Source organism: Tahibacter soli (assembly GCF_025717065.2).
Lineage (GTDB): Bacteria > Pseudomonadota > Gammaproteobacteria > Xanthomonadales > Rhodanobacteraceae > Tahibacter > Tahibacter soli.
In genome coordinates this window covers 587,798-602,409 of sequence record NZ_JAOVZO020000018.1, presented here as the reverse complement: position 1 = coordinate 602,409, position 14,612 = coordinate 587,798, and the positions used below count along the sequence as shown (strand labels likewise).

12 protein-coding genes are annotated in these 14,612 nt (G+C 68.9%); 4 read left to right on the top strand and 8 right to left on the bottom strand.

What is annotated here, in order from left to right:
* Positions 1 to 86: 86 nt before the first annotated feature.
* On the bottom strand, positions 87 to 1,808 hold the full coding sequence (locus tag OD750_RS16115; protein ID WP_263541712.1) for a M28 family metallopeptidase: 1,722 nt from the start codon (positions 1,806 to 1,808) through the stop codon (positions 87 to 89).
* A 113-nt stretch (positions 1,809 to 1,921) separates the two neighbouring features.
* Positions 1,922 to 2,575 (bottom strand): hypothetical protein, encoded by a 654-nt coding sequence (locus OD750_RS16110; RefSeq protein ID WP_263541711.1) that lies wholly within the window; start codon positions 2,573 to 2,575, stop codon positions 1,922 to 1,924.
* A gap of 136 nt (positions 2,576 to 2,711) precedes the next feature.
* Here OD750_RS16110 and gpmI point away from each other — a divergent pair, with 136 nt between their 5' ends.
* From gpmI to OD750_RS16095, 3 genes are all read left to right on the top strand, one after another.
* Positions 2,712 to 4,238 (top strand): 2,3-bisphosphoglycerate-independent phosphoglycerate mutase, encoded by a 1,527-nt coding sequence (gene gpmI / locus OD750_RS16105; protein WP_263541710.1) that lies wholly within the window; start codon positions 2,712 to 2,714, stop codon positions 4,236 to 4,238.
* A gap of 84 nt (positions 4,239 to 4,322) precedes the next feature.
* Entirely contained in the window at positions 4,323 to 5,477 is a 1,155-nt protein-coding gene (locus OD750_RS16100; RefSeq protein ID WP_263541709.1) for a murein hydrolase activator EnvC family protein, read from the top strand.
* Between the two features lie 119 nt (positions 5,478 to 5,596).
* Positions 5,597 to 6,943 (top strand): S41 family peptidase, encoded by a 1,347-nt coding sequence (locus OD750_RS16095; protein WP_263541708.1) that lies wholly within the window; start codon positions 5,597 to 5,599, stop codon positions 6,941 to 6,943.
* Positions 6,944 to 6,954: 11 nt separating this feature from the next.
* Here the strand turns inward: OD750_RS16095 and OD750_RS16090 are convergent, their stop codons facing one another.
* The 3 genes from OD750_RS16090 to OD750_RS16080 all read right to left on the bottom strand — a co-directional run bounded on the left by OD750_RS16090 (position 6,955) and on the right by OD750_RS16080 (position 10,379).
* Positions 6,955 to 7,641, bottom strand: coding sequence for a rhomboid family intramembrane serine protease (locus OD750_RS16090; protein ID WP_263541707.1), 687 nt, complete (start codon positions 7,639 to 7,641; stop codon positions 6,955 to 6,957).
* 64 nt (positions 7,642 to 7,705) lie between these two features.
* On the bottom strand, positions 7,706 to 8,770 hold the full coding sequence (locus OD750_RS16085) for a general secretion pathway protein GspB (protein WP_263541706.1): 1,065 nt from the start codon (positions 8,768 to 8,770) through the stop codon (positions 7,706 to 7,708).
* A 16-nt stretch (positions 8,771 to 8,786) separates the two neighbouring features.
* On the bottom strand, positions 8,787 to 10,379 hold the full coding sequence (locus OD750_RS16080) for an ExeA family protein (protein WP_263541705.1): 1,593 nt from the start codon (positions 10,377 to 10,379) through the stop codon (positions 8,787 to 8,789).
* 151 nt (positions 10,380 to 10,530) lie between these two features.
* Between OD750_RS16080 and OD750_RS16075 the strand changes: the two genes are divergently transcribed.
* A complete protein-coding gene (locus OD750_RS16075) occupies positions 10,531 to 11,400 on the top strand; it encodes a hypothetical protein (RefSeq protein ID WP_263541704.1) in 870 nt (289 codons plus the stop codon).
* A gap of 57 nt (positions 11,401 to 11,457) precedes the next feature.
* On the opposite strand, the gene OD750_RS16070 is transcribed toward OD750_RS16075, so the two are convergent.
* The 3 genes from OD750_RS16070 to OD750_RS16060 all read right to left on the bottom strand — a co-directional run bounded on the left by OD750_RS16070 (position 11,458) and on the right by OD750_RS16060 (position 13,902).
* Positions 11,458 to 12,561, bottom strand: a complete 1,104-nt coding sequence (locus OD750_RS16070) for an acyl-CoA desaturase (protein WP_263541703.1) — start codon at positions 12,559 to 12,561, stop codon at positions 11,458 to 11,460.
* A gap of 145 nt (positions 12,562 to 12,706) precedes the next feature.
* Entirely contained in the window at positions 12,707 to 13,030 is a 324-nt protein-coding gene (locus tag OD750_RS16065; RefSeq protein ID WP_263541702.1) for a metalloregulator ArsR/SmtB family transcription factor, read from the bottom strand.
* A gap of 53 nt (positions 13,031 to 13,083) precedes the next feature.
* Complete coding sequence (locus OD750_RS16060) at positions 13,084 to 13,902, bottom strand: serine integrase family protein (RefSeq protein WP_263541701.1); 819 nt, start codon at positions 13,900 to 13,902, stop codon at positions 13,084 to 13,086.
* Positions 13,903 to 14,612 lie beyond the last annotated feature (710 nt).

Sequence of the window (14,612 nt, the reverse complement as noted above, 5' to 3'; positions counted from 1 at the left end):
AACCGGGACGCCCAAGCTTGGCGCGGACATCGTGACCCGCGCAAGCACGGCGCCGCACGGCGCCGTGCTTGCGTTGCGCGAAGGCCTTACTTCTTCTGCGATTTTTCGCGCTCGGCGCGAAACTCGCTGTCGGCCGCCCACTGCGGCCAGGTCGTCTCGCCGGCGAGCTTCGCGCCGACCGCGTACAGCGCCTGCAGATCGAGCACCGTGCCGTCGAGTTTCAGGTCGTCGCGGTATTCGTCGCCGGGCTGGTGGTAGCGGTTCTTGACGTAGTCGTCGAACGCCGCGCGACCGGCGGCCTGGCCGCCTTCGACGAGGTCGGCGCCGCCCTTGGCGTACAGCGCCGGTATGCCGCGGCGTGCGAAATTGAAATGATCGGAGCGGAAGAAATGGCCCTTCTCCGGCGTTTCCTCGGGCGTCGCGCGGCGGCCCTGCGCGGCCAGCGCGTCGGCGAGATAGCGGTCGAGTTCGGACTGGCCGTAGCCGACGATCGCCATGTTGTTCGCCTTGCCGACGAGATACAGCGCGTCCATGTTGATGTCGGCGACGGTTTTCGCGGCGGGATACGGCGGATGCGCGCCGTAGAATTTCGAACCGAGCAGGCCCGATTCCTCGAGTGTCACGGCCGCGAACACGATAGAGCGTTCCGGCGGCGGGTCCTGTCTGGCGAACGCCTCGGCGATTTCGAGCAGGCCCGCAACGCCGGTGCCGTTGTCGACCGCACCGTTGAAGATCTGGTCGCCCTGGCGCGTCGGGTCCTTGCCGAGGTGATCCCAGTGTGCCGAGTAGACGATCACCTCGTCGGCGCGCTTCGTGCCCGGCAGCACCGCGATGACGTTGTCGGAGCTGCCGCTCCTGACCGTCGAATGCAGTGCGATCGACGCCTTCGCGTCGAGCGGCACCGGCTTGAAGCCGCGCGTGTCGGCGCCCTTGCGCACGTCGTCGAAATTCTTGCCGGCCTTGGCGAACAGGCGCTGCGCGGCGTCGCGCGTGAGCCAGCCGGCGACGGCCAGGCGCGGCGCCGGGTCTTCGCTCGCCGGCAGGTCGAACTGCGGGCCGCTCCAGCTGTTCTTGACCACGTCCCAGTCGTAACCGGCGCCGTCCTTCTCGTGCACGATGAACGCGGCGGCGGCGCCTTGCCGGGCGGCTTCCTCGAACTTGTAGGTCCAGCGGCCGTAATACGTCATCGCGCGGCCCTTGAACAACGACTCGTCGTTGTTGGCAAAGCCCGGATCGTTGACGAGCACGACGACGGTCTTGCCCTTCACGTCGAGGCCGGCGTAGTCGTTCCAGTTCTGTTCCGGCGCGTTGACGCCGTAGCCGACGAACACGACGTCCGAATCCTTGACGCCGGCTTCGAGCTTCGCCGCGAGCGTGCCGACGATCATGTCGTTCTTGTACGCGAACTTCTCGGTCGCGCCGCCGACGGCGACGTCGAGCGTTACGTCGGTGTTGGTCAGCGTCGTTTCGACGGTCGGCACCGACTGAAACCACGAATCCTTGTTGCCGGGCTTGAGGCCGATGCGTTCGAACTGGTCTTTCAGGTACGCCGTGGTCAGGCGTTCGCCGAGCGTGCCGGGTTCGCGGCCTTCGAATTCGTCGGACGCGAGCTTCTTCAGGTGCGCGCCGAAGTCGACCGTGTTGATCTCGCCGCTGAAGCGATGCGTCAGCGCATCGGGTGCCGGCGTCGGCGCGGGCGCGGCCGGCGCTGCGGGAGCAACGGCTGCCGGCGGCGCCGGCGGAGGCGCGGGCGAGGAACAGGCGGCCAGCGCGACGAGTACGGCGCTGACCAGGGGAAGATGGCGCATGCGGGCCTCCGGACGGACGAACGAACCCCGAGTGTAGGTGCGTGCGTCGCGGATGGGCCAGCCCGAAAGTCACGCCCCGGCGCCCGCGACGGGCGCCGGGGGCATGGCGGTATTTACGGCGACGGGCCGTCGAACGGCTTGGCCGTCGCGCCTTCGATCGCGCCGGTTTTCGCGCTGGTGGACACGTACAGATCGACGTCGCGCTTGAATACGAGCTTGCCGCCGACCGTGGCGTTCGGGCCGATCACGATGCGCGGATTGCGGTTGCGGCCCCAGCTGATGCCGCTCGGACGCTCGACGAGAATGCCGCCGTCGACGCGCGAACCGGCGCCGATTTCGATATCGCCCTGCACGGTCGACAGGCCGCCGCCGACGTGCGCCGACTCGATGCCGATCTTGCCGTTGACGTTCGAGATGCCACCGCCGACGGTCGCGCCGCGTTCGACGGTGATCGCGCCGTTCACCGCTTCGATGCCTTCGCGGATCTGGCCGCGGTCGCCGACGGTGATTTCGCCGTTGACCGTTTCGAGCGACGCGGCTTCCGTCGCGGTGCCGAGTTCGATGCTGCCGTTGACGGTGCTGACCGAGTCGGCCTTTGCGTTGTCGGCGAGGTGGATGCTGCCGTTGACGGTCTGCAGGTCGCCGCCGAGCTGTCCGGTTTCCAGGCGGATCGCGCCGTTGACCTTGTCGATGTCCGGCCCCGTGCCGGCGTGGGCGAGCGACGCGAACGCGACGGTCAGCGCGAAAGCGAGGGTACGGATCTGCATGGCGGTCTCCTGGAAGGTGATTGCCGGATCGGTCCGGCGGCAAGGGCTTGGATGCGTCGTTTCCGCGAAGGGTTGCAAGGCTGCGGTCCGGATTTTCGCTACCATGCGTGCCTTCGTTCCAGGTTCAAGCCATCCCGTGACCGCGCCGAAGCCCGTACTGCTCCTGATTCTCGATGGCTGGGGCCATCGCACCGAAACCGCGTACAACGCCATCGCGCTGGCGAAATGCCCCAACTGGCGCCGGATGATCGCGCAATGTCCGCACGATCTGGTGGAAACGCACGGCCTCAACGTCGGACTGCCGGACGGGCAGATGGGCAATTCCGAAGTCGGCCACATGAACATCGGCGCGGGCCGCATCGTGTACCAGGATCTCACGCGCATCGACCAGGACGTCGCGACCGGCGCGTTTTTCGACAACCCGGCGCTGGTGCGCGCGTGCGACGCGGCGCGCGACGCCGGCGGCACGCTGCACGTGCTCGGCCTCATGTCGCCCGGCGGCGTGCACAGCCACGAAGACCATATTTTCGCGATGCTCGATCTTGCGCATCGCCGCGGCGTCGCGCGCATCGCCGTCCACGCGTTTCTCGACGGGCGCGACGTGCCGCCCAGGAGCGCCGAGGCCTCGCTGCGCGCGCTCGAAGCGCGCTGCGGCGCGACGCCGGGCGCGTTCGTCGCGAGCGTCGGCGGTCGCTACTACGCGATGGACCGCGACAAGCGCTGGGATCGCGTCAAGCTCGGCTACGACGCGATCGTCGATGCGCAATCGGAATTCCACGCCGCGTCGGCGAACGGCGCGCTCGCGTCCGCCTACGCGCGCGGCGAGAACGACGAGTTCGTCAAGCCGACCGTGATCGGTGCCGGCGCGGCCGTCGCCGACGGCGATGCGATCGTGTTCATGAACTTCCGCGCCGACCGCGCGCGCCAGCTGACGCAGGCGTTCGTCGACCGCGCGTTCGACGGGTTCGCGCGCCGCGTGCCGGCGCTGTCGGCGTTCGTCACGCTGACCGAATACAGCGCCGCGCTGCCCGTCACGGCGGTCGCCTATGCCGCGCAGTCGATGGCGAACACGCTCGGCGAATACCTCTCCGGCCTCGGCCGCACGCAGCTGCGCATCGCCGAAACCGAAAAATACGCGCACGTGACGTTCTTCTTCTCGGGCGGTCGCGAAGCGCCGTTCGACGGCGAGGAGCGCATTCTGGTGCCGAGTCCGAAGGTCGCCACGTACGATCTGCAGCCGCAGATGAGCTGCCCCGAACTCACCGACAAGCTCGTCGACGCGATCCGTTCGGGCCGCTTCGATTTCATCGCGTGCAACATCGCCAATCCCGACATGGTCGGCCACACCGGCATTCTCGAAGCGGCGATCGCCGCGGTCGAAGCGGTCGACGTCGCGCTAGGGCGCATCGAGGCCGCGATCCGCGAGGTCGGCGGCGCGATGCTGATCACCGCCGATCACGGCAACCTCGAACAGATGCTCGACGAGAACGGCCAGCCGCATACGCAGCACACGGTCGGTCCGGTGCCTCTCGTCTACGTCGGCGCGCGGCCGGCGCGCGTCGCGCACGGCGCGCTGCGCGATCTCGCGCCGAGCGTGCTCGCGCTGATGGGGCTCGCCGCGCCGCCGGAAATGAGCGGGCGTTCGCTGATCGACTTCGCCTGAGCCGTGGCGCAGGCGCCGCAGCGTCCGAACGTTCGCCGTCCCGGCGCGAGTCGCGGGCGCGCACTGGCTTTTGCCGCAAAGGTAATGTTTTCACTTTGTGCGCTGACGGCGGCGAGTCTCGCGCAGGACGTGCCGGCCGACGACGTCGCGCGCAAGCACGAAGAAACCGAAACGCAGAAGAAGCTCGACGCGACGCGCGCGCAGATCAGGGCGCTCGCCGAAGCGCTCAAGGCCGTCGAGGCGCAGCGCGGCGGCGCCGTCGCCGAACTGCGCGAGCGCGAAACGCGCATCGCCGGCATCGTCAAGGACGTGCGCGCGCTCGACGAGAAGCTCGCGGGGCAGGAAGCCGCGCTGGCCGAACTCAATACGCGGCGCGACGAACTTGAGCGCAAGCTGTCGGCGCAGCGCGATTCGCTCGCCGCGCTGCTGCGCTCGGCCTACGCGATCGGGCGGCACGAGGAACTCAAGCTGATCCTGCAGCAGGACGAAACCGCGACCGCGTCGCGCGTGCTCGCCTATCACCGCTATTTCCAGCGCGCGCGCATCGGCCGCATCCAGGAACTCATCGCCGATCTTGCGGACCTTGCGAAAGTGCAGCAGGAGATCGAAACGCAGACGGCGGCGATCAGCGCGACGAAGACGCAGCGCCTGGCCGAAGCGCAGGCGCTCGAAGGCGAGCGCGCCGAACGCCTCGCGCTCGTCGCACGGCTCGACAGCGAGCTCAAGGATCAGGGCGCGCGTCTCGCCGCGCTCGGCAAGGACGAAAAGGCGCTTGCCGAGCTCCTGGAAAAGCTGCGCGACGTGTTCGCCGACATTCCCAAGCAGCTTGACGGCGCCGAACCGTTCGCCGACCGCCGCGGTCGCATGACGTGGCCGCTGCCGGGCAAGCTCGCGGTCGGTTTCGGCGCGCTCGACGACAGCGGCCGGCCGATTTCCGGCGTCGTCGTCGCGACGCGTTCGGGTGCCGAGGTGCGCGCGATCTCGCACGGCCGCGTCGCCTACGCCGACTGGCTCAAGGGCTACGGACTCATCGTGATCCTCGACCACGGCGACGGCTACATGAGCCTGTACGGCTACAACGAAACGCTGCTGCGCGACGTCGGCGACTGGGTCGACGCCGGCGATCCGATCGCGACCGCCGGCGCGAGCGGCGGGCGCAAGGAGCCGGGCCTGTATTTCGAGCTGCGCCTGAAGGGCAAGCCGCTCGATCCGAAAGGCTGGCTCAAACCCGGGCCTTGATACACGGCGTCTCAACGGCAACTTAGGTAAACATTTCTTGTCAGAACGGTTTCAACCGTTCGTCCATGCATAATGAATCCAGGCGCGAGGGCTGCGCCGCTGTTGCCGGAGTGGTGCCGATGCTGTCGCGTTCCCTGCTTGCGCTCGCCTTGTCCGCCGCGGTTTTCGCCTCGTACGCGCAGGCGCCCGCACCCGCCGTCGCGGATGCCGACACCGCCGATACGGCTACGGCCGCCGCGCCGGCCGCCAAGCCCGGCAAGGGCGTTTCGATCGAGGACGTGCGCACGTTCAGCGCGGTCTACAACCTCGTCAAACAGGCGTACGTCGAGGACGTCGGCGACAAGGAACTGATGGAAGCGGCGATCAAGGGCCTGCTCTCGGGGCTCGATCCGCACAGCGAATACCTCGACGCGCGCCAATGGACCGAACTGACCGAAGACACGAGCGGCGCCTACGACGGTCTCGGCCTCGAAGTGCTCACGGTCGACGGCGTGCTGCGCGTCATCGCGCCGATCGACGACACGCCGGCCGAGCGCGGCGGCATCAAGGCCGGCGACATCATCACGCGCATCGACGGCAAGACCGTCTCGTCCGAAAACGTCAACTCCTCGGTCGACCTGCTGCGCGGCGACCCAGGCAGCAGCATCACGCTCACGGTCATGCACGAAGGCGCGAGCCAGCCGACCGACATCACGCTCAAGCGCGAAACGATCAAGGTCGCGAGCGTGCGCGTGCGCTGGCTCGAACCCGGCTACGCCTACCTGCGCGTGGCGCAGTTCCAGGAAGACACCGGCGGCGAGCTCAAGCGCAAGTTCGCCAAGCTGCGTTCGGGCAAGGACAAGGACCTGCCGCTGCGCGGCGTCGTGCTCGACCTGCGCAGCAATCCCGGCGGTCTCCTGACCGCCGCGGTCGAAACGAGCGACGCGTTTCTCGAGTCGGGCGGCATCGTTTCCACGCGCGGTCGCCTGCGCGACGCGGACCTGAGCTTCAGCGCCACGCCGGGCGATCTCACGGGCGGCGCGCCGCTCGTGATCCTCGTCGACAAAGGCACGGCCTCGGCGGCCGAAATCGTCGCCGGCGCGCTCAAGGACAATCACCGCGGCCTGATTCTCGGCCAGAAGACGTTCGGCAAGGGCTCGGTGCAAACGGTGCTGCCGCTCGACGACGGCCATGCCGTAAAGCTCACGACGGCGCGTTACTACACGCCCAACGGCACGTCCATCCAGGCGACCGGCATCACGCCCGACATCGAACTGCGCGACCTGCGCCTGACCGAGCGCGATTCGGCGCCGACGCTGATTCCGAGCGAGCGCGACCTGCCCAATCACTTGAAGGGCGAGAACGAAACGCCCGATACGCCGGGTTTGCGGACCGAAGCCGCGCCGCTCGACGACTACGCGCTGAACGAGGCGATGCACGTGCTCAAGGCGATGGCGCTGCGCGCCACGCCGGCCGTCAAGGGCTAGAAAAAGCCGTTTCAGTTTCGCAGCCGTCGCGCGATCGACGGCTTGGACACCAGCGCGAAGGCCACGCCGAGCAGAAAGCCGGCGATATGCGTCCACCACACGACGGCGCCGAAGCCCGGGCCGACGTACGTGAACAGCAGCTGCAGCAGCACCCAGAAGCCGATCAGCAGCGGCGCCGGCACCTTCACGAACTCCAGGAACAGGCCGAGCGGTACGACGAGCCCGAGGCGCGAGCGCGGAAACAGCGCGAGATACGCGCCGACGACGGTCGACACCGCGCCGCTCGATCCGACGATCGGCGCGTTGACGCTAGACAACGTCAGCGCGCCGACGAGATTGGCCAGCGCGCCGCCGATGAGATACAGCGCCAGAAACCGGCGCGAACCGAGCGCGCGTTCGGCCGGCAGGCCGAAGATCATCAGAAACAGCAGGTTGCCGGTCAGGTGCAGCCAGTCGGCGTGCACGAACAGCGCGGTGAAGAGGCGCAGCGCGCGCAGTTCGAGCAACTGGTGCGTCAGCGACGCGGAAAAGTCGAAGAGCTTCGCCGGCACCGTGCCCCAGCGTGCGAGCAGCGCCATGCGCTGATCGAGCGGCGCGGCGACGAGCCAGAAGAACGCCACGACGCTCGCGACGACGATGACGATCGTCGCCCAGGGCGGCTTGGGCCGGCGGCGCGTTTCGACCTGTACGAATACCACCGTGTTTCCTCGTGGCGGGCGCCGCCGGACGGGCGATGCCGGTGGAATCTCGTCGCCGGCGGCGTCAGGTGCCGCCGCGCGGCACCAGGAAGCGCTGACCGTGGAACTCCAGCACCGCACCGTCGACGCGGATTTCGGTCAGCCGCACGTCGGCGCCGAGATCGTCGCCCTCTTTCTGGCGATTGCCGTTGAGGACGACGAAGCGCTGCTCCGGCGTCGGGCTGTAGACGTGCATCGACAGTTTCAGCGCCGGCAGATCCTTGCGGATGTTCAGCGGCAGTTGCCAGTACAGCGGCAGTTGTTCGAGCGGCGGCGCCGGCGGCGCGGCAGCCACGGGCGCACCGGCGGCCGGTGCCGGTGCGGCAGGCGGTGCCGCGGCTGGCGCCTGAGCGGCAGGCGGCGCGGGAGCCGGCGCCTGAGCGGCGGCCGGCGGAGGCGCGGACGGCGGTGCGGCCGGTTTCGTGGTTGCGTTGTTCAGCGTCGCCGGCGCCGCGGCGGCTTTCGCCGTCGTTGCCGGTGCCGGCGGGGTCTGCGGCGGGGTTTGCGGCGGCGCTGCGGCGACGGCGTTCTGTTTTTGCTTCACGGCCGCTTTCGCGGCGACGCCGGCCGGATCGTTCGGCACGGTTTCGGCGGGCGGCGCGCCCAGCGCGACCGGTGCGGCTTCGCCCGGTGCGAGCGGATTCGTGCCGGCCGGATGCGGTTCGGATTCGCGTTCGGCGACTTCCTTGACCGTCGGCGGCTGCGTCGACGCCGGCGCCTGGTTGATCGGGCCCGGTCCGCCCGGAATATTCGCCGGCGATGCGTTCGGGTTGCCGACCGGTCGACGATCGGCGGCCGTGCTGACCGGCGCGTCGGCCGATTTCGCCTTGGCGGCCGATGCCGGATTCGCGCCGGCGGGCGGGATTTTGACGTTCGCGTCGGCGGTGGCGGTCGGAGCGGGCGCGTCGCCCGCGCTCTGGCGGCTCGACAGCCACCAGCCGGCGCCCAGCGCCAAGGCGATCAGGCCGCCGAGCACCGGCAGCAGCGACGATCGCTTGCGCGTACCGGCGACCGGCGAGCCGAACGTCGGCAGCTCGCCGAGCCGACGCTGCGCTTCCGCCTTCTTCAGGGCTTCGTGTATCAACGACATGGGTACAGTTGTCCGTTTATTCCACATTGCGGGCGAGGTGCGGTCCCTCGGGCGCCAGCGCCGCGAGCGCGAACAGCGTTTCGGGGCCGACGATGCCGTCGGCGTTCAATCCGTAGGCGGTCTGCAGCTTGCGCACGCGCTCCTCCAACGCCGCATCGTACGTCGCGGGGCCGAAACCCGCGTCGGCATGGCCGTCGTGCCGCGCGAGCTGCCGCTTGACCCAGCCGACGCCGGTACCCGAGTCGCCGAGCTTGAGCCGCGCCGGCACGTCGTCGGGCAGACGCCACGCGACCGCGAAACCGCCCTGCCAGATCCTCGCCAGCTCGTCGCGCGTCAGCGTGTGCGAGACGCCGGCGAAGTCTAGCTGAACCTTGTCGGCGCCGATGCCTCGCAACAGCCCGAGACCTTTGCGCCCGCCCGATTCGAGCTCCAGGATCAGCGGCCGGTCGAACCGTGCGAGCTGGTCGAGCGTCGCATGGCCGCGCAGGCAGTCGAATCCCGGAAACACCTGAGGCTGGCAGCGCGCCGCGTCGGCCACGCTCGCTTCGTTGGAGCTGACCTGCCAGCGCGCGAGAAGTTGCGTCCAGGCCATGAGATCGGCGCCGTCGATAGCGCCGAGCGCGTCGGCGAGCGTCGCGGCGCGGTCGGGCGCGGGTTCGGCGACCGGCGCAGGGGGCGGTTCGGGCGGCGGCGCGGGCTTCGGTCGCGTCATCCACCACGTCGCGAAGGCGCCCGCCGCGACGATCAGCGCGAGTGCGGCCCAGCGCCCGTAGCGGCGCAGGTAGTAGCGCGTATGGCCCGGCAATGTTTCGTCGGCGGCGAGATCGACGAGGCGTTCGCCGATCGCCTCGGTTTCGCGCGCGAAGCCGGCCATCAGCGCGCGGTCGGCGATGATGTTGATCAGGCGCGGCACGCCGCCGGAACGCTGGTACAGCGCGCGCAGTCCGAGCCGCGTGAACGGCAGCTTGCGGCTGCCGGCGACGGCCATGCGATGACGCACGTACGCCTCGCACTCGTCGGCGTCGAGCGGCGTCAGGTGATAGCGCGCGGTGATGCGCTGCGCGAGCTGACGCAGGTCCTGCCGTTCGAGCAGCGTGCGCAGCTCGGGCTGGCCGAGCAGGATGATCTGCAGCAGCTTCTGCGTCGGCGTTTCGAGATTTGTCAACAAACGTACTTGTTCCAGCGCGTCGACCGACAGCTGCTGCGCCTCGTCGACGATCAGCACGACGCGCAGGCCTTGCGCGTACGCGTCGAGCAGGAACGTGTTGAGCGTATCGACGAGGCCCTTGATGCTGCCGCGGCGGCCGTCGATGTCGAGCTTGAGCTCCTCGCACACCGTTTCGACGAGTTCGACCGGCGTGAGCCTCGGATTGAGCACGAGCGCGACGCGCGTGTTCTCGGGCAATTGTTCGAGCAGCAGCCGGCACAGCGTCGTCTTGCCGGTGCCGACCTCGCCGGTGAGCTGTACGAAGCCGCCCGAGCCGCCCTTGCCGATGCCGTACAGCAGGTGCGCGAGCGCGTCCCGGTGGCGCTCGCTCAGGAAAACGTAGCGCGGATCGGGCGTGATCGAGAACGGCGATTCCTTGAGGCCGTAGTGCTCCAGGTGCATGCGACGGGGTTTCCTGCGACCGCGCTGGCGTGGCCGCGTAGCTTAACCGATAGCCGCGTTAAGACCGGTTGCGGCGCGCGCGTTCGCATCCGCCGCATCGGCACGTTGATTCAAGCGTCGGCGGCGGGCCGGCATGCGCGAGGAGGGTGCCATGAATCGAACGATACGGTGGCTGCTGCCGGCGCTCGCCGCCGCGATGCCGGCGCTGGCTGCGGACAACGGCGGCGAATGTCGCCGTGGCGATCAGGTGCTGAACCTGACCGACGGCTATGCGTATCGCGCGCCGGACGAATATGCCGACGGACGCATGATGGTGCACGTCGTCTTGAGTTCCGTCGCGCTCGACCGGGGCAAGCTCGCCGGCGCGAAGGAAATCGAGGACGCGATCCGCGAACAGGTGTGGGACAAGGACGGCGGCCAGGTCGCGCTGACGATCGACGGCAACGACGTGACGTCGGTGAACGCGTTCCTGCCGCCCGGCACGAGCACGTCGCGCTCCGGTACCGCGTTCGGCGAACTCAAGCTCGCGCGCAGCGACGATCGCGGCGTCGCCGGTACGTTTCGCTACCCACCGGCGGGCGACGGCGATCTTGGCTGCGACGTGCGCTTCGACATCGCGTACGCGACCGCGGCCGACGCGAAGGCGGCGACGGCCGCGCGCACCGGCAAGCCGCTGCCGGCCGGCGGCGGCGACGCGGGCAAGGTGTTTCAGGCGAATCTCGCCGCGATGCGCAAGGGCGACATCCCGGGCCTGCTCGCGACGCTGAACGCCGAGCAGGCGGGCAAATTGCGGCAGGACCAGAACAAGCCCGACTTCAAGGCGATGCTGGGCATGATGCAGGCGTTCGCGCCGAAGTCGCTCAAGGTGACCGGCGGTCGCGACCTCGGCGACCGCGCCGAACTCGATCTCGAAGGCCAGGACCAGGACGGTTCGGCGACGAGCGGCACCGCGACCATGGTCAAAGAGGGCGGCGCGTGGAAGGTCGAGCGGACGAGCTTGAAGTCGAAGATGGGCGGCTGACGAGCGGTCGATCGACGCGCGCGCCGCGTTGCGACGGCGCATCGATCGTCGAGCCGGTCAGGCGGTCGCCAACGGCATCCGCCGGCAATGCAGCATCAGGAGCGGCATCGCGAGCGAAATCGGCAGCGCGAGCCACGGCCGGCGTTGTGCGGCGCCGATCGCGATCGCCGACATTCCGGCGAGCCGCAGCTTGCCCGCGCACAGCATCAGCCGATGCAGATCCGGATCGCGCCGCAGCCGCACCTGCGGGCCGAACAGCGTCGCGAGCGCGTGACGCGACAACAGCTTCGCCGGCCAGCGCACCAGCAGCGCCGGTCGCGACGCCGCATCGCGCGACCATGCGCGAAAGCACAGGCGCCACGCGTCGACGAGGCCGGCGCGCCGCGGTCGCTGCGGCAGCTCGACGAGTTCGGCGCGCGGTGGCAGGTCGGCCGGCAGGCGCAGGTCCCACACGAGTCCCGCGCGCTCAAGCGCCACGAGACACCACCAGCCCGGATCCCATTCGCCGGCGGCGAGGCCGAGCCGAGCCGAACCGGGATACGCGTGGTGATTGTTGTGCCAGCATTCGCCCATCGTGATCAACGACGTGAAGCGCACGTTGCGGCCCTGCACTGCCGCACCCGTGACGACGCGCCGCATCGGCCCGTGGTTGTGCGCGAAGTAGCCGATCAGCCAATGCCCGAACACGCCGGCCGTCACACGCGCGCAGACGCCCCAGAACACGAAGGCCCAGCCGCCCCACGCATGGAAGGCGAGCGCCCACGGCAACTGCTGCGCCATCCACGTGCGTTCGAGAAAACGGTAGAAGCGATCGTTCGCGATGCGCGGCTCGATCGCGACGGCCGGTTCGGCGTCGAGCACGAGGTCGCAGTTGAGCTGCCACCACGCGTCGACGAACCAGCCCCGGCCGTTGCGCAGATAGTCGTGGCAGCGCGGCAGGCGCTGCGCGAAGTCGCGCAGGTCGTGCTGCCGCACGAGGCCGATGGGGCCTGCCAGCCCGACCATCGTGCCGCCGTAGACGAGCGTGCGTTCGAGCCACTTCGGACACTGGAAGCTGCCGTGGATCAGCTTGCGATGGCTGCCGAGCGAGTGGCCGAACAGCAGCACGATCGCGGTCGACGTGACGAACAGCGCGAACGCGCCCCAGGTGAACGTCGCCACTCCCCCACGACCGCGCCGGCGGCCATGCCGAGAAACCAGAAGGATTTCACGGGCGACCAGCGCACCTTCCCGTTGCACACACTTTCCTCAGTCGCACAACGCACACGATGAGCGGCAAGACTGGCGGGCAGCATGACGGCGATACCTACGTGGCTTTGGATTTCTTCCTGGCGATCGCGCGCGATTCGCGCTTGAGCGGCCCGCCGACCGGGCACAGCTCGAACGCGAACCCGGTCAACGAGTTGACGAGGCTGTCGCGATTCAACCGGTAGTAGACGAACTGGCCGCGGCGCTCGCTGCCGACGAGGCCGGCCTGCTCCAGTACGGAAAGATGGCGCGACACGGCCGGCGCGCTCATCGCGAAGCGCGCGGCGAGATCGCTCGTCGTCAGTTCGAGCTCGGCGAGGTACGCGAGTATCTGCCGGCGCGGCCGCGAGGCCAGCGCTTCGAAGATGCGATCGAGCGACATGATTCAACGATTAACGAATTTGCTAATACGTTAATCGTTGCGGCGCGCGGCGGTCAAGCGCCGTGCACGAACACGGCCAGCGGTGCCGCCGGCGCATACGTGGCGGCGACGTCGCTGATCCAGCGGCCGACGAACGCGACGCGCGCGGCGCGCCGTTCGGGCGGATCGTCGTCGTCGCCGTAGTCGGCCGGCTCTTCTCGTGCCGCCGACAGCGGCGGCGGGTCGTTGGCGACGGGATCGCGCAGCGCGACGCGCGCGATGCGCTCGTGGGTTTCGACCAGCTCGCGCAGGAACAGGGTCGACCAGTCGCGACCGCCGTCCGGCGCGCGCAGGCCGAAGCGCTCGAGGCACAGGCGTATCTGGCCGAACGACAGGCCGATGTCGAGCCGCAGCGCGGCGATGCGGTCGCGCGTCGGCCATGTCCACGGCTCGCGGTACAGCCGGCCGTCGACGAACTGGCAGCCGTAGGGCGCGCGACCGCCCCATTCGCGCAACGCCCAGCGCAGCGTGGCGGGGTCGTCGATCGTCGGTGGCGCGCTCGCGTACAGCGTCGGCTCGACGCCCTGCAGCGCGAGGCCCTGGTGATACAGCAGGGCCGGCAGCCGTGCGAGCCGTTCGCCGGCGGCCGGAAACGCGACGTCAAGGCGCAATACCACGCCGCCGTCGACGTGCTTGTTCTGCAGCTGGTGCAGCAGCGAACCGCCGCCGCGGCGCAGCGCCAACGGCAGGCGCGCCGCTTCGCCGTCGTCGGCGAGCACCTGCACGATCGTGTCGCCGGCGCTGCGCGCTTGCGCGATCAGGCGTTCGAGCTGCGCGCCGCGCGGACTTCCCGCTACGGCTTCGTCGGCAACGGTGTAAGCCGCTAGTTTCATGCGATCTCCCTGCGCATTCGGGCGGTCCGCCGCGGCGCCCGGTGCCTGCGCGGCGCGACCCCGCGTCGCCGGCGACCTTCTGGTCGCGGCATGGTTTGAGCGAACGGCTGCTGCACCGCGCGTTCGAAGTCTGCGCGAATCCTACAACAGAAGATTGTGGTTTGTGACAACCGTCGGTTGACTGAATGTGTAAATCGTAGTGTGACGCTTTTGTCGCCGATGCGACACATGCAAACTTAAAAGTTTCTCGTCAATACCAAGGCGTGTGTTGCGCCGCTCGGCGACGATCGAGCCGCCCGGGCGCGTCGGCAACAAAGTTCACTTTGCGTGAGTGCCGCGTGAAACATGGCGTTCGATGCCGATCGCGAGCGGTCGGCGTCGTGGTCGATTCGTTTCGGAGGTGGCGTGAAAGGGCTTGCGAGCTTGTGTTGCCTGCCTTTCTCCGGTCGGGCCATGGTTGCGCGCCGCTTCGCGGTGCCTGTGTTCGGCGCCGATCGGGTCGTGTCTTGCGGGCGATCGCGTGAGGAGGCGAATGGATCGGCAGGAAAGAATCATCTTTGTTGAATTAGGAAAAAATACGTATATGTATGTTTTATTGGGTGTCGGCCGCTCGCGCCGATCGCCGGCCCGTACTTGCGCGGGCGCCGGTACGACGAAACGACCGGCGTCGGCCGAAGAACTCACGTGCGGACGTGAATGTTGGATCGCAA

Excerpts from the sequence above, each read along its gene's own strand:
- OD750_RS16115 (WP_263541712.1), bottom strand. The coding sequence starts at position 1,808 with ATGCGCCATCTTCCCCTGGTCAGCGCCGTACTCGTCGCGCTGGCCGCC.
- OD750_RS16110 (WP_263541711.1), bottom strand. The coding sequence starts at position 2,575 with ATGCAGATCCGTACCCTCGCTTTCGCGCTGACCGTCGCGTTCGCGTCG.
- OD750_RS16100 (WP_263541709.1), top strand. The coding sequence starts at position 4,323 with ATGTTTTCACTTTGTGCGCTGACGGCGGCGAGTCTCGCGCAGGACGTG.
- OD750_RS16095 (WP_263541708.1), top strand. The coding sequence starts at position 5,597 with ATGCTGTCGCGTTCCCTGCTTGCGCTCGCCTTGTCCGCCGCGGTTTTC.
- OD750_RS16085 (WP_263541706.1), bottom strand. The coding sequence starts at position 8,770 with ATGTCGTTGATACACGAAGCCCTGAAGAAGGCGGAAGCGCAGCGTCGG.
- OD750_RS16080 (WP_263541705.1), bottom strand. The coding sequence starts at position 10,379 with ATGCACCTGGAGCACTACGGCCTCAAGGAATCGCCGTTCTCGATCACG.
- OD750_RS16075 (WP_263541704.1), top strand. The coding sequence starts at position 10,531 with ATGAATCGAACGATACGGTGGCTGCTGCCGGCGCTCGCCGCCGCGATG.
- OD750_RS16065 (WP_263541702.1), bottom strand. The coding sequence starts at position 13,030 with ATGTCGCTCGATCGCATCTTCGAAGCGCTGGCCTCGCGGCCGCGCCGG.
- OD750_RS16060 (WP_263541701.1), bottom strand. The coding sequence starts at position 13,902 with ATGAAACTAGCGGCTTACACCGTTGCCGACGAAGCCGTAGCGGGAAGT.